This is a genomic window from Thermosipho affectus (assembly GCF_001990485.1).
GTDB lineage: Bacteria > Thermotogota > Thermotogae > Thermotogales > Fervidobacteriaceae > Thermosipho > Thermosipho affectus.
This window is the reverse complement of the sequence record NZ_LBFC01000006.1, coordinates 40,683-62,226: the sequence shown is the minus strand read 5'-3', so window position 1 is coordinate 62,226 and position 21,544 is coordinate 40,683. Positions and strand designations below refer to the sequence as shown.

The following is a 21,544-nucleotide window of genomic DNA, read 5'->3' as shown; positions in this document are numbered from 1 at the left end:
GTTGGTTATGTGAAGCATAAGGATGCGTTAAGAACATTGAAGAATGCCAAAGGGCAAGTTGAGGCGGTAATAAAGATGGTAGAAGATAACAGATATTGTATAGATATTTCAAAGCAAATTCTTGCAACGATTGCCCTTTTGAAAAAAGCAAATGTTCAGGTTTTAAATTCACATCTTGAGACATGTGTAAAAAGTGCGATTTTTTCAGAAGACGTAGAAGAAGTGGATAGGAAAATACAAGAATTGGAAGAAGTTATAAGTTACTTAAACAAAATCGTTTAGATGTGATAGAATATTACCAGAAAGGAGGCTTCAAATGGAGCCAGTAGTTGTAGTAAGGTATTTTGAAATAGGATTAAAAGGGAAAAATAGGGGATATTTTGAAAAAAAACTTATTGATAATATAAGAAAGATTGCAAGACCGCCTGAAATAAGTAAAAGGTATGGAAGAATAATTATAAGGTTAAAAAATATGTCATTTTTGGAAATAAAAGAAAGATTAAAATATGTGTTTGGGATACAAAATTTTAGTTATGCATATGCGGTAAGTCATGACATTGATGAAATAAAAGAGGCTGTAAAAAAATTGTTGAGTTTGAATATAAAAGGAAAGAAAACTTTTAAGGTTCAAACGAAAAGGTCTTTTAAAGAATTTCCAATGACTTCTAATGAGTTGAGTGCATATATTGGTGCTTACGTACTTGAAGAATTTGACAATTTAAATGTTGATGTTCATAATCCCGATATAACAGTTGGAATTGAGATAAAAGAAAAGGAAGCTTTTATCTTTGTTGGTAAGGAAAGATTGTATGGAGGACTCCCGGTTGGTGTTTCGGGTAAGGCAATTTTACTTTTAAGTGGAGGAATAGATAGCCCTGTGGCAGGTTGGTATATGCTAAAGCGTGGGTTAAAACTTGAAACGTTAAGCTTTTTAAGTCCACCATTTACGAGTGAAAAATCTGTAAAGAAGATATTAGATTTGGCTGATGTTTTATCAAAATATACCCCTGATACCTTAAGAACTCATATCGTTCCTTTTACGGAAGTTCAGCAGTACATAAAGTCAAATGTGCCAGATAGATATTCTTTGATTATTCAAAGAAGAAGTATGATAAGAATAGCAAACAAACTTTCAAAGAAAAGAAAAGCCAGTGCAATTATAACGGGTGAGAATATTGCGCAAGTTGCAAGTCAAACACTTTCTAATTTAAGAACTATTGAAGATGTTTCTGATATTCCAATTCTACGACCATTAATTGGCTTTGAAAAGCTAGATATTATTGAAAAAGCAAAGGAGATAGAAACATATGGAATTTCAATATTACCTTATATAGACAGTTGTGTGGCTTTTGCACCTAAAAATCCCGCAACTAAATCTTCGATTGGAGAGTTAAAGGAAATTGAACAAAAACTTGACAAACTATTTGAATTGGAAGAAAAGGTATTTAATAAGATGGAAAGTTATACGTTAGGGAGGGAGTCATGAGAAAAATATTTGAGTTTTTTTATACGTTATATTTTTTGATTGGGGCCTTTGTTTATATTGTAATATACGGTGCGATAGTTTTATTTGTAGGATTTGTTATAGGTTTATTTAACAAAGAAGTATCTAGAAAATTTGTTGTAAAGCAGATTGAAATTTTCGGTAGGATGACTTTTAAATTACTTGGGATTAAGGTGCACGTATTTGGTAAAAAGCCAAAAATAGATGAAAATTATATTGTCGTGTCTAATCATCAAAGTGCTCTTGATATTCCTTTAATTATTGGATTTGTTGAACCTGTTGCGTTTATTGCCAAAAAGGAATTGGGAAAGGTGCCGGGAATAAATTGGTTTTTAAAATATCTTAGAAGTGTTTTAATAGATAGAGGGAATGTGAGAAAGACGGCAATGTCTTTGAAAGAAGTTATAAGAAAACTAAATGAAGGAGTTCATTTTGTTTTGTTCCCAGAAGGTACGAGAAGTTTTGATGGGAAGGTTCTAGATTTTAAAAATAGAAGTTTGGAGATAGCTTACAAGTATAAGATTAAGATTTTGCCGATTTCCATTTGGGGAGCGCATAAAGTACTTAGAAAAAAGAGTTTGTTTATAAAAAGGCATCCTATATATATTAAAATCCATGATTTAGTGGATCCCAACATTTTTGATAGTGAGAAAGTTTTAAGAGAATATGTAAAAAGTGTAGTTTCAAAAGGCGTTGAGGATTTTGAAAGGGGGATTTGGGATGAAAAGGGCGACAATTAAAGCATTGGCATTGGATAAAGTAAATAATTCACCCGTTGTGATTTTATCTATTGAAGGTACTAAAAAGATACTTCCAATATGGATAGGTGCATGCGAAGCAAGTGTACTTGCTATGATTTTGGAAAATGTAACTTTTGAAAGACCGTTAACCCATGATCTTTTACTTTCAATGGTTGAAGGACTTGAGGCAAAGATGGAGAAGATATTAATAAACAAAATTGAAGATAATACTTTTTATGCAAAAGTAATATTAAAAGATTTGACTGCAAACGACGAAGAGGATGATGGATTGATAGAATTTGACGCAAGACCATCTGATGCTATTATTCTTGCTTTAAAGACATCTTCGCCGATATATGTTTCAAATGAGTTAGTATTGGATTATTCAATTGATTATCCTAATGAGGATTATGATAAAGAAGATGACGAGTTTAAAAAATTTGTTGAAAATTTGGACTTAGACGAATTTAGAAAAAAATTTGGGAAAGGTTCACAGGGGGATAATTAATGGATTTTTTAAAGAATATTTTAGGGAGAGCAAAAGAACTATTTGGAAAATTATTTGGTAGAGTAATTGAGTTATTGAAAACTATATACAAAAGAAAGCTTTTGCTTTTGTTATCTATATCTATTGTGATAGTTGCAGTAGCTTTTGCTATATTAATTGGTCAGTTTTTAAAGAAAAAGTCTCAAATTGAGATAAAGGCGCAACAAGAAACAACTGTTGTGAAAAATCTTTATATAAATATTCCAAAAGGTGCCTTTCCGTATGAAAAATCTTTTAGGTTAAATCCTATTACACCGGATACTGATCCAGACTTATTTAAAAATTACCCGTTTATAGACACGGTGTACGATGTTATTCCAAAAGATGGAAAGGTTGATTTTGCATATAGACCAATTACTTTTAAATATTATTTTCCATCTGATTATTATTATGGTATAGATTATAACAATGTTGCACTTGCGTACATTCCCGATAAAGGTTCTGCCTATAGGATCTTTCCTGGAAGTTATATAGGAAAAGATGAAAAAGGATATTACGTTGAAACTCAATCTTTCCATAGTTCAAAGATAGGAATCGTGGCTTTAAACCCAAAAAAACAAGAATTGGGTATAAAGGTGCTTGTTGAAAAACTTACACCAAAACCCGCTATTTTGGTTATTCCAGGCTCAGATAGAAATTTCAAGGGATATTTTAAATCAGATGATAGTCCAGATTTAAATTTTTGGTCGGTTGTATTTTCCGATAGAACTATAATGATGTATAATTATCCACTTTACGAAGTAAGATCAAAGCTGTATAAAGATATGGTAGATGATTATTTTAAGCGTTCGGAGTTAAAAAGCTATATTGAATTTGAAGCTGAGAAGCTTGCATCTGAATTGAAAAGATTCAAGAATTTCAAATTTGATGTTATAGCTCAAGATATTGGGGGATTAATAATTTCTTATTGTTTATTGTTGCATCCAGAAATTAACAATGTTAGAAAAATTGCATTTATTTCTGTGCCATTTAAGGGTACAAATATTTCAAATCCCGTATATTTTGGTTCACTTTTGTATGGAAAGACCCCAGAGGCGTTATCAAAGATTTATAACCTTGATGAAAACATGATTTCTTCAATTCAGACACATATTTATACTTTTATTGAGACAGTAAATACATATTGGAGTGAAATTTTACCGGATTCCAAACTTTTGGAAAAGATGAAGACGCTTTCAAGAAAAGATAATGTAAGCATGGTTTCATTTATTGGGACAACTCCTCCTTTTGGTATAGACGTTAAAAATAGTACTCTTGAAAAATTTTATCCTGAGCTTGTTAGTGGAAAAGGTGATGGAATTGTCTCAGTGGATTCTGCAAAAATAGATGGAATTGATCTTATTCAAATAAAAGGAGATGCTTATTCGTTTTATTCTTCTAACGAGTTTGTGGAAAAGTTAAAACAATTTTTAGAGTTTGGTGAAATTAAGATCCCCGAGTACAAAGATGATAACTATAGAGAGTATGTATCAAAGACTGAAAAAGAAAAAGAAGTGTATTTATCTAAGTTGAGACCATATAGATTTAATGGTGCAAGAATTTCAAATTCAATAGTTGTGGATTTTGACAAAAAATTGGATTTTCCTGGAAATCAAATTGCCATTTTTAAGTCAGTTATTTATACAGGAGGACCAAATGGATTGTATGGAAATGGTACGAAACTCATGGAAGGACCTATATTTAACTTAAAAAAGAGCTTTGGTGGGGTTTCCTTTAGAACGGCAAGTGAGATTTACTTTTATAGTCCAGCTATAAAGAAAAAATACAATGTTGTTTATGTGGCGGATTTTCTTGCAACACAAGAGGGAGTGTATACAGCGGTTAATTCCGGGGAAATTGTTAGTTTTTGGGATCCATTTGGTAAGAAAATAGTAGATTTAAAAGGACAGTATGGGAGAATTAAGGTGGTTGAAAATTATCTTATTTTATATACAAATAAACAAATTTATATACCAAGATTAAATCTGCTTTTAAGTGTACCTGAACTTAAAAATAAAAGTATTGATATTTCAGATGTAATAATTTATAGGAATGAAGTTTTGGGAGTTACAAGAAGCTATGGATTTTTATTTTATGATATAGGTTCGACTGTTGGAAATTATATAGGTGAAGGTTGGATAGGTAATATAGCTATTTTTAGAGTGGGAAATTATTTCTTAACTATTGGAAGAAATTTTATTACAATAATTGATATTCCAGAAAGAAGGGTTTTGAAGATTATAGAGAAACTTGACAATGAAGTTTTGACAGCGGATTCAGATGGTGAATATTTGTATCTTGTAACTAAAGATGGAATATTGAAATATAAAGTAAAAAAGGATTAGGAGTGAGATGATGCTGCACCTTTTTTTAGGACATTATGTAGCTGATCATGGATTTACCCACAACAGCAAATTGAGGCATTTAAAAGGATGGAATTTTATACAACATCTAATTTGGTCTGCCTTTGCAATTTTAGCTTTTACTTTTGATACACTACTTTATACCGTACCTGTGATTTTATTTACTTTCATAGCTATACATCTTTTTTTTGATTATCTACGTGTTAAAGTAAATAAAAAGGTGTATTATCATTTAATTGAAGTAGCCGGGATGATAATTGCTTTAATATTTAATTTTATTGTTTCAGATTATTTTAAAACTTCGTATCTTTCAAAAGAATTCGTCTTATATATACTTGGTATGGCTTTGGTTACCACGGCACTTTCCTACTTTTTTAGAAATTTTTATCCCGCAATAGAGAATTACGAGGATTTGGAAGGTATTTCAGAGCGATTGGCATTCTTTATATTTTTTCTTGCTGGTAAACCATTTTTTGCGTTCTTATCTTTGTTTTTTGGATTTTTATTTAGATTGTGGAAGGTGAAGAAATTTGATCATGTATGGTGGATAAGTCCTGTTTTTGCTATATTTTTTAGTATTATTTGGAAGGGGATTGTGTTTTAGGAGGGGTATATTTGGAAAATAAGAAAAAATCATATTTGTATTTACTATTTATAGTTTTAAGTATTGTAAGTATAGTATTAATTATTAAGTTCACCCAAGTTGAATCTCCAAGGGTTAATTTAATATTTCCAAAAGATAATTCTATTTTGAATAGTAGGAATGTGGAATTAAAATGGGACATTCAGTATAAAAGGGAACTTTCTTTAATTTCAGAGTTGTTTTTGGGTACAAATGAATTGGAAAAGGTGTACGATGGTATAGAAACAAAATATCCTATTTCATTAAAACCTGGAACTTATTTTTGGAAGGTTGGAATAAAATTTGGAAATGATTATATTGAAACACCTGTAAGTAGTTTTACTATTTTGAACGATATTCCTAAGATTTTAGATGCAAGAGCCACTGTAAATGGTAATAGAGTTACTTTTTCATGGGATGCAGAAGATAATGATAAGTTAAATTATACTTTGTATTTAAACAATAGAGAAATTAAATTAAAGGATAATAAATATGAAATTGTGCTTCCCACTGGAAAATACAAATGGAGCGTTCAATGTGAAGATGAGTTTGGAGCAAAAGCGGTTTCTAATACCTTTGAATTTTACATTAATCCTGTATCTATCGATTTTGAAATTATAAAAGAAGAAGGAAAGTATAAAGTAAAATATAATAAGTATGACGATTTTGAGTATTATTTAGAAATCAACAACGAGGAAATAAAATTGGGTTCTTCAGAGTATATTTTAAGTGTTAAACCAAATGTAAAATACAAATTACGACTGAAAGCCGTAAATTTAGCGGGAGAGTACGTATATAGTAGTTATAAAGAAATTTACGTAAAAAATCAAAAACCTAAAATTAGAATAATTTTTCCTAAAAATGGTTTAAAGGGTGTTGGGAAGAGTATAACCTTTAGATGGAATATAGAGGATGATGATGAAACGCTTTCAACTTTGTATTTTGGTATTTCAAAAGATAAATTGAAGCCCGTTGTGAGGAATTATAGGGCTAATGTATATGAAATTAAAGATTTATCATCTAATTCAAAGTATTTTTGGAAATTAAAGGTTACAGATGGATATAACACAATTGAAACTCCTGTTTTCGAATTTTACACAAATCCTGCCGTAAAGATTTTAGGTGTAATAGGTTCAAAGGAAGATGACCATGTCTATAACTATACGTATATAGATGGAAGTTACTATATTCTTGGAAAAGAAGGAAAAAGACCGTTTATTTTAAAAGATGGGGTTAAATTTTATTTTGATTTGGATGGTGAGTTGGTAGATTTAAAAAAGAAGGATGGTATTCTCTATGTATTGGCCAATGGTGCACAAGATATAATCCTTTATGCTTTGAAAGACGATGTAATTTTGTGGAAAAAGGTTTACGGCGGAAGATATAAAGATAGGGGAAGAGAAGTTATAGTTGAAAATGATGGATTGTTAATTTTTGGAGATACTTGGTCTGATGATTTTGTTGATTTAAGCGGATGGTCTGATGTTTTTTTGATAAAAGTAGATTTTGATGGGAATATTATTTGGAAGAGGAATTTTGGTGGAAAGTATTTGGATGAAGCAGTATCAATTTCTAAAGGTGATGGTGGTTATGTTATCTTTGGAAATACTTTTAGAAAAAGTCGAGATTTAATGGTTGTTTTTGTAGATTATTTTGGTAGATTAAGGTGGATAAGATTTTTTGGTGGGAAAGAAGATGATTTTGCAAGTAAGGCTTTGGTGTATAAAGACAAGATTTATTTAGTTTCAAATGTTTATTTTGATAGTAAAGGGAATATTACGGATGATTCTAATATCTATATTATGATTTTAGACTCAAATGGCAATAGACTAAATGATTATATTTTAGAGGGTAGTAAAGATGATGTATGTAATGATATGTTAGTTGGTGACGATGGTATATATCTTTTTGGAAAAACAGCTTCCAAAGACGGTGATTTTTATTCATTAAATTACAAAAAAGGGCTTGTTGACTTTTTTGTGATACGTCTTAATCATTGGATTTTTGTGGGAGGAGGATATGGATTTGACGAAATAAAAAGAGCATTGAATGTATCTGGGAGGATAAAGTTTGTTGGTGAGACAAATTCTTTAAATGGACTTTTTGATAGACATCTTGGAGGCTTAGATATTTTTGTTGGTGAACTTGAGAGGTGATGTTTTTGATTAGAGAATTTATAAAAAAGAGATTTCTTTTTTACTTATCTGGGATTTTTACTTTGATAATTGTTGATACATTACAACTTATAGTTCCAAAATTTATATCAAAAGCTGTGGATAGTTTGAATGTAAAAACTCCAGATATCCATGTTGCAAAATTAATGGCTCTTGGAATAATAGGTATAGCACTAGGTATGTTTATTACCAGATTTCTTTGGCGATTTTTTATAATAGGTAGTGCAAGAAAATTTACCTATGAGGCAAGAAAGATTCTTTATGAAAAAATGCTGTCATTAGACATGTCATTTTTTGATAAACATAGAAGTGGAGATTTAATGGCGCATTTTACAAATGATATGAACAACCTTGAAAGGATGCTTGGACCTGGTATAGTTATGATGGTTGATGCATCTTTTATGTCAGTTGTTACAGTATTTTTCATGGCAACTAGTGTTGGTTGGAAATTAACCCTTATTGCTTTAATTCCTTTGCCATTTATAATGTTAATTTCCCTCATCTTTGGTAAATTTATATACAAAAGGTCAAAAAAGGTTCAAGATACTTTTTCGGATTTAAGTGGTTTCACTGAGGAATCTGTAGATGGTATTAGAATACTCAAGTCATTTTCAATATTACCAAAGTTTGAAGATTTATTTTCAAAAAAGGCAAATAATAATTTTATGGCAACATTATCTCTTGTTAAAGTTTGGGGTATAATGTGGCCGCTAATTCATTTTATAAGTTCTTTGTCGTATTTTATTACTATTGCATATGGCGGACCAATGGTTATAAATCAAAAGATAACACTTGGTATGTTTTTTGCCTTTAATAATTATATTGGTATGATTGTATGGCCACTGACTGCGTTTGGATGGGTAATTAATATAATTCAAAATGGTAGAGCTTCTTACAATAGAATTTTAAAGATTTTAAATACAAAATCAAAAGTAAAGGAACCAGAAAATTCCGTTGAAATAAACGAAATTGAAAATATTTTAATTAAAGAACTAGATTACAAATATCCTGATACAGATAGGTATGTTTTGAAAGGTGTTAATTTAGAAATAAAAAAAGGTCAGCTTGTTGGTATAGTTGGTACGGTTGGAAGTGGAAAATCTACTATAGTCAAGATAATAAGTAAACTTTATCCCGTAAACAAGGGGCATGTGTTTATAAATGGATATGATATTAACGATATACCATCTGAGGTAGTCAGGACAAAGATTTCTTACGTACCTCAAGAAACATTTTTGTTTTCGACTAGTGTGAAAAATAATATAGCATTTGGGTTGGAAGATTTGGATGAATGGCAGGTAAAAGAATATGCCATGTTGTCTGCTGTACATAGTGACATTGAAAAATTCCCAAAAAGCTATGATACGGTTGTAGGGGAAAGAGGAGTTACGTTATCAGGAGGGCAAAAGCAAAGAATAACTATAGCCCGAGCACTAATAAGAAATAGTGATGTATTTATTTTTGATGATTGCCTTTCAGCTGTTGATCCGGAGACAGAAGAGAGAATAATTGAATCACTTAGAAAAAATATGGAAAGTAAAACTATGATTATTATAACGCACAGATTAAAGGTTTTGAAGGATGCAGATGTTATTTATGTCTTCGATAATGGTCAAATAGTTGAAAAAGGAAATCATGAGGAATTAATTCAAAAAGGCGGATTATATGCAAATATGTTCAAAAAGCAGTTAATTGAGGAAAGTTTGTGATAAAATATAATTGCAAACTATAAAACAGGGAGGTGTGTTATATGAGGAAACTTAGGTTGTTTATAACGCTTTTTGTAATATTAACAATTAGTTTGTTTGCCACAAAAATTTCTATTTTTCACATTAATGACACACATGGACATGCATGGGCATTTAGTGAGTACCATAATCCAAATATAGGTGGGTTTGCCGTTATTGCATCTATAATTGATGAAGAACGTGCAAAGAATCCAAATGTTTTGTTCTTACATGCGGGAGATATAAACACTGGTGTGCCTGAATCTGACCTTTTAAATGCATTACCAGATATCTTTGCCTTGAATAGAATGAAGCTTGATGCAGTTGCTGTTGGAAACCATGAATTTGACAAATCAAGGGATGTATTAATGTATCAAATGAGTATTGCAAAGTTTCCATTTTTATCTGCAAATATATATAAAGATGGCAAGCCTTTCTTTACACCATATATAATAAAAAATGTTGGTGGTATTAAAGTTGCAATATTTGGTTTGACAACTGAAGAAACGGCAATATTGGAACCACTTTTTAGCAAAGATTTGGAATTTAAAAATGCCGTTGAAGTTGCCAAACAACTTGTTCCTGAACTTAGAAAAAAGGCTGATATTGTAATTGCACTTACACATTTGGGAATGGGTCAAGCATACGAGGGAAATTATACTACGTCAGAAGAGTTGGCAAAAGAGGTGAATGGAATAGATATAATTATAGATGGGCATAGTCATACAAAACTTAATGAGGCAAAGGTTATCAACAATACAATTTTGATTCAAGCATGGGAATGGGGTAAGATTGTTGGAAAACTTGATTTGGATGTAGAAAACGGAAAGATAAAAGAGTGGTCATGGACACCTATTCCAGTTAATTTGAAAATTTATAAAGGTAAAGATGAAAATGGTAATTCAATGTATGAGTTTGTGGGAAAAGAATACAAACCGGCAGAATATGTAAAAGTTCCACTTGATTACTTTGCAAAGATTGGTTCTAAAAAACTTGATACTGTTATTGGAGAAACAAAGGTGTTATTAGACGGTGAAAGAAAGCATGTAAGATCTGGAGATACAAATCTTGGACACCTTATTACCGATGCCATGATGTGGAAAACAGGTGCGGATATTGCGTTCCAAAATGGAGGAGGAATAAGGGCGTCAATAAAACCAGGAAAGATAACTATAAGAAATATTTTAACGGTATTGCCATTTGGAAACACCGTTTATGTAATGAAGATGAAAGGTTCGGAAGTAATAAAAGTGTTGGAATATGCTGCAAAGCTTCCTGAAGGAAAAGGAGCATGGTTACATGTGGGAGGTTTGACCTTTAAGAGTGAAAATGGAAAAGTAACGGAAGTAATGGTAAATGGAAAAACACTTGAAATGGATAAAGTTTATACTGTTGTAACTAATAACTATATGGCAAGTGGTGGAGATGGATATTCAATGCTTGCAGAAAATAAAGCATCAGGATATGATACAGGTTTTGTTTTGGCGGATGTGGTTGTTGAATATATCCAAAAGGGATTAAATGGTTTGATTGAAAAGTACGATGATACTCCAAGATACATAAGGAAATGATTGGAAGGGAAGCTTCTTGGCTTCCCTTTTTTATTGGGGGTATAAAAGATGATTCGTAAGATAAATAAAGATGATGATTTGTTAAAAGTGGCCGAATTAATTTATGATACAGATGAGAGGTTGTTTTATTTTTTGTTTGGAAAAAGAGAAGAAGCGATTTTGAAACTTGCGGAATTAGTTAAGAGAGAAGGAAATCCTTTTTCATATAGAAATGTATATGGCTATTTTGATGGAAAAGAAATAAAAGGTATATTAATAGCATATGATTTAGAAAAAAGATGTACAAAAGGTAAAATAAAGGATTTTTTTGAAGTGTTTTCGTTTTTTAAGTTGGTTGATCTTTTTGTAAAGAACATATTGATAAATAATATAATTAATCTAAAAGGATTAAAGGGTATATATATACAAAATATTAGTGTGGATAAAAAGTCGAGGGGAAAAGGAATTGGTACGAAACTTTTAGAATATTTTATAAAAGAAACTGAAAAAAAAGGTTATAGGGGTATCTATTTGGATGTTGAAAAAAATAATAGAGCAAAAAATCTTTATTTAAGAAAAGGTTTTAAAATTATTAAAGAAAAGAAAGCCTTAATGGGAAAATTTAAGATATATAGAATGAAAAAAGAATAAAAGGCACAGTCCTATACGGAACTGTGCCTCTCCTAATCAATTATTCTCTTGGAAAGACGATGAATTTTAAAGCAGTTCTAGATTCATTTTCGATACTTACATCGGTAAAAGCAGGTACACATACAAGATCAATACCACTTGGAGCAAGATAACCCCTTGCAATTGCAATGGCTTTGACAGCTTGATTTACTGCACCGGCACCAATTGCTTGAACTTCAGCTTTCCCTTTTTCTCTGATTACTCCTGCAAGAGCACCGGCGACTTTGTTAGGATTGGAACCTGATGCAACTTTAAGAACTTCCATACTAATACCTCCTTTACGGTGATGTTATTTAAAAGTTTGCTAAATCTAAGTGGAAGAGCTCAGATGGCGCGCCCGGCAGGATTTGAACCCGCAACCCTCGGATCCGAAGTCCGACGCTCTATCCTATTGAGCTACGGGCGCATTTTATCAAAAACATTATAATATGAAAAATGGGGTGGCTAGTGGGATTTGAACCCACGACCACCTGATCCACAGTCAGGCGCTCTACCACTGAGCTATAGCCACCACGCATAATAAAATATTAAATTTTGGCGCGCCCGGCGGGAGTCGAACCCACAACCCCCGGATTAGAAGTCCGGTGCTCTATCCTATTGAGCTACGGGCGCATTAGACCTCTTCGAGTCTGGAGCGGGCGACGGGACTCGAACCCGCAACCCTCGGCTTGGAAGGCCGATGCTCTACCAATTGAGCTACACCCGCTTGTGGTCGGGGCGACTGGACTCGAACCAGCGGCCTCCTGTTCCCAAGACAGGCGCGCTAGCCAACTGCGCTACGCCCCGTTTCCAGAGACCGTAAATGATTATAGCATATGTGTATTTCAATGTCAATACGTATTTAATGTAAATATTTTTGTATTTTTGTTTTAATATTATTCTAAAACTCCTGTTATTGCCTTTGTTGGGCATCTACTTTCACATAACCCGCAACCGAAACATTTTTTTATGTCTATGTTGACTTTTTTATCAATTGTTATTGCAAAGTAAGGGCATACTTTTTCACATAACTTACACAGTGTACATTTTTCATTGTTAACTTTAGGATGTTTTGGTATATATTTTACTTTGTGTGTAAGTTTTGTTTCTTTAACTTCTTTTACACTGTTGAATCCATATTTTTCAAGTTTTTTCGGTAGATCATTTATTATTTTTTCATATATGTCTTTACCGAATATTAGTGCTGATGAAAGAAGTTGGATTGAATCTGCTCCGGCCAACAAAAATTCAATTACATCATCTGCATTTTTTATTCCTCCAACACCAATAATTGTAATTTCAGGAAATGCATCTCGAAGTATTTTTATAATAGCGAGTGCTACAGGTTTGATGGCAGGACCTGAAAGCCATACTTGCCCCTTTTCATTTCCAATTAAGATTTTTCTATTTTGTATATCTATCTTCATTGTAGGACCAAGAGAGTTAATTGCGACTATACCGTTAGCTCCGTTTTTTAAAGCTACTTCTGTGAATTTAATTGGATCTGGAATATGTGGACTCATTTTCATAAATATAGGTTTATCTGTGTTATCCCTAATTGCTTTTACTATTTCACCAATAGTTTCATAAGTTTTTCCAACATAATGAGTGGATATTTCAAAGGCATTGGCAAATTCGTTTAATTTTGGTATTAATTGTTTCATGTCTTCTTTTGAATATCCTGCGCTTATGATCAAAGGTTTGGATAATTCCTCTTTTAAACGAGGTAGAAATTCCTCCAACCATTTTTTGGGAGGATATTCTGACCACAGTTCTGCGTTCATAGCAAAGTTGTTTTCTCCGTATATACATGGTCTTGGAACTTCGGCTGCTTTTGTAGAAATTGTTTTTGTAACAATGGCACCAACTCCAGTAGAATCAATGAATTTAATCTTTTCATAATCACCCACTAAAGGTCCTGAAGCTGGCATTACAGGATTTTGGATTTTTATGCCTGAAAGTTCTGTTGAAAGATCCACGATAATTCCCCCTTTAGTTGTTTTTAAGGTTAGATCTTAAAGAAATATCTAATACAACAGATTTGTCAATTATTAAGTACAATCATTGTTTGTTTTTTAGGTTGATTGTAGAATATAAATCATTTTGATAATAATTGTTTATCAGTAAAATGTTACTTTGTTTATCTAAGTTACCACTAATCATATATGTTAAATATAGATCACCATTTATTTTTAAATCGAAAATTAAGCACAAAGACATTGATTTTGAAATTAATAATATTCCTTCAAAGCCTTTTGTTATATAATAATGCTTCTAGATTGTTTTTTTCTGTTTGACACCACAAATTAAGTTGTGGATAATAAAAATACACATATTTTTCCTGAAAGGATTATTATTTATAATTTTTACTCAAATTTTCCCACAATCTTTGTGAGACTTTTCTGGCTTCTTTATAAATTTCATTGACATCATCTGTGGGAACCGTTATTTTGTAATTATCCATTAGCAATTTGCCGTTGACAATTACATGAGATGGCCTAAAGTTATCAAGCAAGCCAAAAACAACATGTCCATAAGCATTTTCCTTACTAATAGGTGTGGGAGGAATATATGGAACAATTATTAAATCAGAGACATACCCTGGTTGTATTTTTCCTAATTTGATTTTAAGTAGTTTACTTGCTATTTCGTATGTATTTGATATAGAGTATCTTAGGTCATCTAACGAGAATGCAAGAGGAGATTTACCTTTTAGCTTCATTGAAAAAAATAAATTTAGTAATTCTCTTGCTAAGTTAAATCCCAAACCATCATTGCCTACTATCGTTTTTACATTATGTTTCTTCATTTTTTGGTAATCTGGAAGACCAACTGCGTTATTCATATTGGAAGAAACGTTTAAAGCAATATAACAGTTATTTTGACTGATGAGTTTAAGTTCCTCCTCAGTAACGTGAACACAATGTGCAAGGATAGAATTCTCTCTAAGTAGGCCAAATTTATTCAAGCGATTTATAACTCGCATCCCATATTTTGAAAGTGAATCTTCTACATCATCTATACTTTCTGCTGCGTGAACATGAATAGGTCCTTTGTAAAGTTCGGATATCTTTTTTAAGGTTTCATCAGACAAGCTTAAAGATGCATGTAATCCAAATAATCCTGCATACATATCAGTATTATTTTCATTTAAAAATAAAAGATTTTCTTGGATACATTCTTCTACGTTGAATCTGTCACTTGTTTCAAAACAAAAAATTCCTCTTAATCCTATTTCATCGCACAATGCTTTCCTTAGTGTATTTAAACTTCCTTTAATTTGTTTTCCACTTGCATGATGGTCAATAACTGTTGTTACGCCATTTTTGATAAATTCAATCCCTGAAACAAGAGCGCTAAAATAATTTTCAGTTTTGCCAAGCTTTGAGTCAAGTTTCCACCATAGTTGATTTAATATATCTTTAAAGTTTATAGGATTAAATGGTAGACTCAATCCTCTTGCAAATGTTGAGTAAATGTGTGTATGTCCAATAACTAAACCTGGCATTACAAAATTTTCATGTGCATCAATCACATGTGATGCACCTGGAAATTTTTCCATACTACCAATTTCAATTATTTTTTTATCGAATAATATATAATAATTTTTGTAGAAATTATCAAAATCAAATATGTTAGCATTAATTATAGCTTTCATCAATATTACCTCCTGATAAATCTTCCGAGGGGTGAATTTAATAATTGATTATCTATCACTAAAATACCATCTTTAATTACTTTTTCTATTTTTCCTTTTATCTTTGTATTTAAGAAGAGATCATAGTCGGCTTTTGTATGACTTTCTACTATTTTTCCGTTGTAATTAGGATTGAAAATTACAATATCAGCATCGGATCCTGGGAGTAGTGCCCCTTTTTTAGGATATAGACCGAAAAATTTTGCCGGGTTTATTGTAAATTTATCGATTATTTTATCACCAAACAATGAGTACATTAATATGAATGAATGTTCAATTCCTCCAATTCCCATGGGAAGGTTTCCTGTTTTCTTTTTTCTTTTGTCTTTCTTGTTAAATGAACAATGATCAGTGCCAATCGAAAAGATATTGTCAATGTTTGCTTTTAGTTTTTCTTTTTCAATTTTACTTCTAAGGGGAGGTGTCATAGTGTATAGATAGGCATCTCTTCTACTGTATACTTCATCATCAAAATAAAAATAGTGCGGACAACTTTCAAAAAATAAATTCTTGTTATGAATTTTTGCAAATCTATTTTTAACTTCTTCGATTGAAGTTCCACAAGTTGTATGCACAATATAAGCAATTCCTTTTGTTTGATAAATAAATTCGGATATTTTAATTATTTCAGAAATTTCTGAAATTTCTGGTCTTGCTTTTGAATGGAGGTTAATTGGGACATTTTCAACTATCATATCTTCATTTTCGGCATGGATTAAGATTGGTACGTTATATTCTATTGATTTTTCAAATAATTTGTACAAAAGTTTATCAGATGTCCTTCTTTTACTAGTAGAATAAGCGGTAAATACTTTTATAGACCTTGTTCCCAGTTTTTTTGACATTTTAAATAGCGTATCTAAATCACCGTTAAACTGGCCAAGAGTAACGTGAAAAGAAAAATCTATTTTTGAATTTTGTGCTGCTTTTAATCTTTTATTAAATGCTTCTTTAAGTTGCTCATGAGAGTTTATTGGATCTAAAAAATCAATTATCGTAGTTACACCACCAAATAAAGCAGAAATACTTCCACTCTTAAAATCGTCAATAGATGTATATCTTCCGAGGTTTAGTTCAAAATGTACATGTGGATCAATAAAACCGGGAAGGATAATCTTCCCGGTTGCATCAATTTCTTTTTTGCATTTTTGATAATTTGTTGATAAATCAGATATTTTTCCTGCATTGATATATACATTTAGATGGATAAAAGTTCCATCTACAAATACTTTTCCGTTTACAATGCCAATATCATACATTATTAGAATCTTCCTCCCATTAGCAGTGTCATAATGGCTTTAGCTGTGTGAAGTCTGTTTTCCGCTTCATCATAGACTACAGAATGAGGACCATCTATTACGCTATCAACCACTTCTTTTCCTCTGTCTGCGGGGAGTGCATGCATATAAATGGAATGTTTTTTAGTAAGTCGTATTAATTCTTCTGTACAGATCCAATTTTTATGCTTTGCTTGTTCTGCACGAATCTCATCTGGATTATCCGATACAAAGAAACCACCCCAATTTTTGGGGATTACTACGTCTGCATCTACAAATGCATCTTCCATCTTGTGAGAGATATTTAATTTTCCACCATACTTTTCCGCATTTTTATTTGCTTGTTCAATAATTTCTGGCATTAAATCAAATCCTTTTGGATAAGAAAGTGTAATGTCCATTCCGAATCTTGTAAATAATAAAATTTGAGATTGAGGGACTGATAGTGGTTTTAAATGACTCTCAGCATATGCCCAACTTATTCCTACCTTGAGACCTTTTAGATTTTTTCCAAATCTTTCTTGAATTGTTAAGATGTCGGCAAGTACTTGAAATGGGTGATATATATCGTCTTGGAGATTCATAACAGGAGCCTTTGAATGTTTGGCTATTTCGTTAAGGTATTTATTTCCTTCACCAAATTTACAATATCTTATTCCAATTCCATCTCCAAATCTGGATAGTATAATACCGGTATCTTTTGCGACTTCACCATGTGCTATTTGCATTTTATCAGGTGTTAAGAATATTCCAGTACCTCCTAATTGTGCTATACCCGCTTGCATACTATTTCTTGTCCTTGTACTTTCATCGAAGAATATCAAAAATAACGTTTTGTAAAGTAAATATGGAGTTGGTTCACCGTAGCTGAATTTTATTTTTAATTTTCTTGCAAGATCTAACATTATATCTATTTCTTCATTTGTGAAATCTTGAGTTGTTATAAAGTGTCTTCCTCTGAAAAACGTAGACATAGTCATTCCCCCTTTAAGTTTTTGATTAACGTTTTTGGAAATGTAGCGTAAAATGCAGCAGCTTTTATAAGATGTTCAATTTCTACCTTTTCATTTGGTGCATGAGCATATTTTTCGTCACCTGGTCCAAAGCCAACGGTTGGAATGTTATAGACTCCTGCTGTGACCGTTCCATTAGTCGAGAATATCCATTTGTCTATTTTCGGAGAGGAATTGAATAGATATCCATAGTTTTTTACGGCACTTTGGACAATAATGCTCTCTTCTGGATAAACCCATGCAGGAAAATATTTTTCCGTTGGATATACCACACCAGTATACGATGGTTTTTTGTATTCCAATTCAATAATTTGAGCATCATCAACACCAGCTCTTTTAAATACTTCTTTAATTTCATTAAATACCACTTCTTTTGTTTCGCCTTCAGTTATTCTTCTGTCTATCTGAATCTCACATTGATCAGGTACTGCATTGTGTGAAGGAGATTTAAAAAATATTTGTGAGACTACTATTGTCCCTTTTCCCAAAAATGAGGTGCTTTCCAACCTGTTATTTAGTTTTTCAATTTCGTTTATTATTTTTGCCATTTTGTATATGGCATTTATTCCTCTTTCTGGTGCACTGGCGTGTGCGGATATCCCATTTGTTCTGATTCTAAATTCTATTCTTCCTCTGTGACCCCTGTTTATTTTTAGAGATGTTGGTTCAGTAATGAGAACAAAATCTGGTTTTATCTTCTCTTTTTCAATGATATATCTCCAGCAAAGACCATCACAGTCTTCTTCCATAACCGTACCTGTAACATAGAGTGTGAAGTCATCAAAAAGGTTTAGTTCTTTGAGTATTTTTGCTCCATACACCATTGAACACATTCCTGCTTTTTGATCAGATGCTCCCCTACCATATACGTATTTTTCATCGAAACTTCCGGAAAATGGGTCTCTTTCCCAAAGTGTTTCATTTCCAATATCTACAGTATCAATATGGGCGTCCATTGCAATTTTTGTGTTACCGTTTCCTATTTTTCCAATTATATTTCCCAGTCCATCAATTTTCACACTATCAAATCCGACCTTTTCCATTTCACTTTTGATAACTTGTATAACTTCTTTTTCATCACCAGAATAACTTTTTGCTTTAATTAATCTGCTCATGAAGTGTATAATGTCATTTTTGAATTTGTATGCAAGTTTTAATGCTTCGTTCAATTTAATCACCTCCGTTGTTTCACATTATAAAGGAAGTGTTAAAATTCAAAAATATGCGAAAATTAAAAAAAAAGAAAAGAAATTTAATTTTTTTTTAGATATTATTAAAAAATGGTCAAAAAATAAAAAAGTTGACTACATGGATTATATGTGATAAATTATTAAATGTAGTTGGGGCCGTAGCTCAGTTGGGAGAGCGCTACCTTCGCACGGTAGAAGCCGTGGGTTCAAATCCCATCGGCTCCACCAAAACAAAAACGGGTAATCTTTTAAGATTACCCGTTTTTGTTTTATTTTATTTTCATTTAAGTTCTTCTAGAATTTTATCTACAATAATCTGACCAACTCTTAGTTGTGCTTCAACTGTAGATGCGCCAATATGTGGTGTTGCTACAACATTGGGAAGTTCAAGAAGTTTTTTTCTAAGTTCATCTGTTGGTGGTTCAACTTCAAATACGTCCAAACCTGCTGCGTATACTTTTCTAGAGACAAGAGCATTGTAAAGTGCTTCTTCATCAACTATACCACCGCGAGCGGCGTTTACAATTATAACACCATCTTTCATTTTTTCGAAAGTTTCTTTGTTTATAAGATGTGTGGTTTCTGATGTTTTAGGTACATGAATTGTGATAATATCAGATTCCCTAAAAATAGTATCCAAATCGACTAGTTTTACATCTAAATCTGTTTCTTTTATAAATGGATCATATGCTAGGACATTCATATCAAAGGCAAGTAACCTTTTTGCTACTTCTTTTCCAATGTTTCCAAATCCTATTATTCCAACTGTTCTTTTGTATAATTCATGACCTTTTAATTGTTTTTTACTCCAAATACCGTTTTTTAAATCTTCTGTACCCTTTGCTATATGTCTTGAACAAGCGATTATTAAACCAATTGCAAGTTCAGCAACTGAAATACCATTTGCTCCTGGTGTATTTAATACCTTTATACCTTTTTCTTTGGCTTTTTCAACGTCTACGTTATCCAATCCTGTACCAGCTCTTGCTATTATTTTCAACTTTGAACCAGCTTCAATTACATCTGCTGTAACTTTAGTAGCGCTTCTTACTACCAAGACATCAATATCAGGCATTTCTTTTATAAGTTCTTCTTTTTCAAGATGTGTATCTGTTACTAAGTGTCCGGATTTTTTAAGCCTTTCCATTGCGCTTTTATCAAGGGGATCGTTCACGTGTATTCTCATTACTTATTTACCTCCTTGAATAGTACCTCTTGAGCGGCTTTTACACCGGTACCAAATTCAACTTTATAACCAAGTTCGTTTAATACAAATTCTAAAGCTGAAATTCCTATAATTGTATCAAAAATACTCAAATAACCAAGTGTGGATATTCTGAAAATCTTACCCTTAAGGTGTTCTTGTCCGCCTGCAATTGTGACTCCGTATTTATCCCTCATGATTTTTGTTAACTTTTTGCCATCTACTCCTTCAGGCACTTTAACTGCTGTTGCAACATTACCAGGACGTTTGGAGAATAGTTCAAGGCCTAGCGCTTTAACAGCAGCTCTTGTTGCATCTGCAAGCATTTGATGTCTTTTCCAAACATTTTCTATTCCTTCATCTTTGATCATTTTTATTGCTTTTCTTAACATATAGATTAAATTTACACCAGGTGTCCATGGGTTATCTGGATATTTTTTCGCGTATGCTTTAAGGTTGAAATAATAATTGGAGTTATTGGATTTTTCTACTAATTTCCATGCCTTATCGTTTAGAGCAATAAATGCAAGACCCGGTGGAAGCATAACTCCTTTTTGTGAACCACTTACCACAACGTCGATACCCCATTCATCCATTTTTAGTGGTTCTGCAAGCAAAGCGCTAACTGCATCGGTTACAAGTACAACGTCTGTGTCTCTCGTAACTTTTGCTATTCCTTCAAGATCTATAACAGTACCTGTGGAAGTTTCACTATATGTTGTAAATACCGCTTTTGCATCTGGATGTTTTTCTATTGCTTCTTTAATTTGTTCGGGAGTTACTGCTTCTCCCCATTCGAGTTTTATTGAAACTATATTTATGTTATACCTTTCTGCAATTTCTCTCCATCTTTCTCCAAATTTACCAGCTTCTACTATAATAGCTTTGTCATTTGGGTTTAAAAGATTGGTAATAGCAGCTTCAAGAGCACCAGTGCCAGAGGAGAGTAGAGTATAAACTTTATTTTCCGTTTGGAAGAGGTATTTTAATTCGTTTAAAGTTTCCTCTAAAATACTAACAAATTGTGGTGTTCTGTGGTGAATTGTTTCACGTGCTCCTTCAAGTAAGATATCAAAAGGTACTGGTGTTGGACCAGGTGCAAGTAAATAATTCTTCTTTATCATATTTCCACCTCCTAGAATTTTAATATGTTTCACACTTTAATTTTAAATAAAATAAATAAATTGTAAATACAGCATTTTAAGAGTTTTTTCTAATAAATTGCGAAAAACAAGAGATTTTAGCGTTAAACTTATCTATTTGGAGTTTTACTAATTGCTAATTATAT

Annotated in this window: 18 protein-coding genes and 6 tRNA genes; 11 read left to right on the top strand and 13 right to left on the bottom strand. The window is 32.0% G+C overall.

Translation table 11 applies throughout. The features are described 5' to 3' along the window. Positions 1-9 precede the first annotated feature (9 nt). The 10 genes from XJ44_RS01835 to XJ44_RS01790 are packed head-to-tail and all read left to right on the top strand — an operon-like array spanning position 10 to position 11,857. Positions 10-282: a metal-sensing transcriptional repressor gene (locus XJ44_RS01835; RefSeq protein ID WP_075665369.1), complete on the top strand. Its 273-nt coding sequence runs from the start codon at positions 10-12 to the stop codon at positions 280-282. Between the two features lie 34 nt (positions 283-316). Then, on the top strand, positions 317-1,486 hold the full coding sequence (thiI, locus tag XJ44_RS01830) for a tRNA uracil 4-sulfurtransferase ThiI (protein WP_077197879.1): 1,170 nt from the start codon (positions 317-319) through the stop codon (positions 1,484-1,486). After that, positions 1,483-2,244: a lysophospholipid acyltransferase family protein gene (locus XJ44_RS01825; protein ID WP_077197878.1), complete on the top strand. Its 762-nt coding sequence runs from the start codon at positions 1,483-1,485 to the stop codon at positions 2,242-2,244. The genes thiI and XJ44_RS01825 overlap by 4 nt, the downstream gene beginning before the upstream one ends. Further along, complete coding sequence (locus XJ44_RS01820) at positions 2,225-2,752, top strand: bifunctional nuclease family protein (protein WP_077197877.1); 528 nt, start codon at positions 2,225-2,227, stop codon at positions 2,750-2,752. The genes XJ44_RS01825 and XJ44_RS01820 overlap by 20 nt, the downstream gene beginning before the upstream one ends. Beyond that, positions 2,752-5,115, top strand: a complete 2,364-nt coding sequence (locus tag XJ44_RS01815) for a hypothetical protein (protein ID WP_075665365.1) — start codon at positions 2,752-2,754, stop codon at positions 5,113-5,115. Before XJ44_RS01820 ends, XJ44_RS01815 begins: the two co-directional genes overlap by 1 nt. Positions 5,116-5,125: 10 nt before the next feature. Continuing rightward, positions 5,126-5,737, top strand: a complete 612-nt coding sequence (locus tag XJ44_RS01810; RefSeq protein WP_198927370.1) for a hypothetical protein — start codon at positions 5,126-5,128, stop codon at positions 5,735-5,737. Between the two features lie 11 nt (positions 5,738-5,748). Continuing rightward, on the top strand, positions 5,749-7,911 hold the full coding sequence (locus XJ44_RS01805) for a hypothetical protein (RefSeq protein ID WP_077197875.1): 2,163 nt from the start codon (positions 5,749-5,751) through the stop codon (positions 7,909-7,911). Positions 7,912-7,916: 5 nt separating this feature from the next. Continuing rightward, positions 7,917-9,638, top strand: coding sequence for an ABC transporter ATP-binding protein (locus tag XJ44_RS01800; RefSeq protein WP_084758738.1), 1,722 nt, complete (start codon positions 7,917-7,919; stop codon positions 9,636-9,638). 41 nt (positions 9,639-9,679) lie between these two features. Beyond that, positions 9,680-11,227: a bifunctional UDP-sugar hydrolase/5'-nucleotidase gene (locus XJ44_RS01795; RefSeq protein ID WP_077197873.1), complete on the top strand. Its 1,548-nt coding sequence runs from the start codon at positions 9,680-9,682 to the stop codon at positions 11,225-11,227. 48 nt (positions 11,228-11,275) lie between these two features. Beyond that, on the top strand, positions 11,276-11,857 hold the full coding sequence (locus tag XJ44_RS01790) for a GNAT family N-acetyltransferase (protein WP_077197872.1): 582 nt from the start codon (positions 11,276-11,278) through the stop codon (positions 11,855-11,857). A 40-nt stretch (positions 11,858-11,897) separates the two neighbouring features. On the opposite strand, the gene XJ44_RS01785 is transcribed toward XJ44_RS01790, so the two are convergent. The 11 genes from XJ44_RS01785 to XJ44_RS01735 form a co-directional block, all read right to left on the bottom strand. Continuing rightward, positions 11,898-12,161, bottom strand: a complete 264-nt coding sequence (locus tag XJ44_RS01785; protein WP_073072337.1) for a stage V sporulation protein S — start codon at positions 12,159-12,161, stop codon at positions 11,898-11,900. Between the two features lie 64 nt (positions 12,162-12,225). Then, positions 12,226-12,302, bottom strand: a tRNA-Arg gene (locus tag XJ44_RS01780). Between the two features lie 30 nt (positions 12,303-12,332). Further along, positions 12,333-12,407: transfer RNA gene (locus XJ44_RS01775), tRNA-His, on the bottom strand. 24 nt (positions 12,408-12,431) lie between these two features. Continuing rightward, a tRNA-Arg gene (locus XJ44_RS01770) sits at positions 12,432-12,508 on the bottom strand. 18 nt (positions 12,509-12,526) lie between these two features. Beyond that, a tRNA-Gly gene (locus XJ44_RS01765) sits at positions 12,527-12,602 on the bottom strand. A 3-nt stretch (positions 12,603-12,605) separates the two neighbouring features. Continuing rightward, positions 12,606-12,682: transfer RNA gene (locus XJ44_RS01760), tRNA-Pro, on the bottom strand. 89 nt (positions 12,683-12,771) lie between these two features. Continuing rightward, complete coding sequence (locus tag XJ44_RS01755; RefSeq protein WP_075665359.1) at positions 12,772-13,854, bottom strand: 4Fe-4S binding protein; 1,083 nt, start codon at positions 13,852-13,854, stop codon at positions 12,772-12,774. A gap of 374 nt (positions 13,855-14,228) precedes the next feature. Continuing rightward, positions 14,229-15,533 (bottom strand): amidohydrolase family protein, encoded by a 1,305-nt coding sequence (locus tag XJ44_RS01750; protein WP_075665358.1) that lies wholly within the window; start codon positions 15,531-15,533, stop codon positions 14,229-14,231. A gap of 5 nt (positions 15,534-15,538) precedes the next feature. Next, complete coding sequence (locus tag XJ44_RS01745; protein WP_075665357.1) at positions 15,539-16,831, bottom strand: dihydroorotase; 1,293 nt, start codon at positions 16,829-16,831, stop codon at positions 15,539-15,541. 2 nt (positions 16,832-16,833) lie between these two features. Then, complete coding sequence (locus tag XJ44_RS01740; RefSeq protein WP_077197871.1) at positions 16,834-17,823, bottom strand: ornithine carbamoyltransferase; 990 nt, start codon at positions 17,821-17,823, stop codon at positions 16,834-16,836. A 2-nt stretch (positions 17,824-17,825) separates the two neighbouring features. Then, a complete protein-coding gene (locus XJ44_RS01735) occupies positions 17,826-19,040 on the bottom strand; it encodes a YgeY family selenium metabolism-linked hydrolase (protein ID WP_233119495.1) in 1,215 nt (404 codons plus the stop codon). Positions 19,041-19,204: 164 nt separating this feature from the next. Here XJ44_RS01735 and XJ44_RS01730 point away from each other — a divergent pair. Next, a tRNA-Ala gene (locus tag XJ44_RS01730) sits at positions 19,205-19,280 on the top strand. A 52-nt stretch (positions 19,281-19,332) separates the two neighbouring features. On the opposite strand, the gene XJ44_RS01725 is transcribed toward XJ44_RS01730, so the two are convergent. Both XJ44_RS01725 and XJ44_RS01720 read right to left on the bottom strand, forming a co-directional pair. Beyond that, positions 19,333-20,238, bottom strand: coding sequence for a hydroxyacid dehydrogenase (locus XJ44_RS01725; protein ID WP_077197869.1), 906 nt, complete (start codon positions 20,236-20,238; stop codon positions 19,333-19,335). Continuing rightward, the gene (locus XJ44_RS01720; RefSeq protein WP_075665352.1) at positions 20,238-21,380 is read right to left on the bottom strand and encodes a pyridoxal-phosphate-dependent aminotransferase family protein; all 1,143 of its coding nucleotides are present in this window, start codon (positions 21,378-21,380) and stop codon (positions 20,238-20,240) included. The genes XJ44_RS01725 and XJ44_RS01720 overlap by 1 nt, the downstream gene beginning before the upstream one ends. Positions 21,381-21,544: the final 164 nt, after the last annotated feature.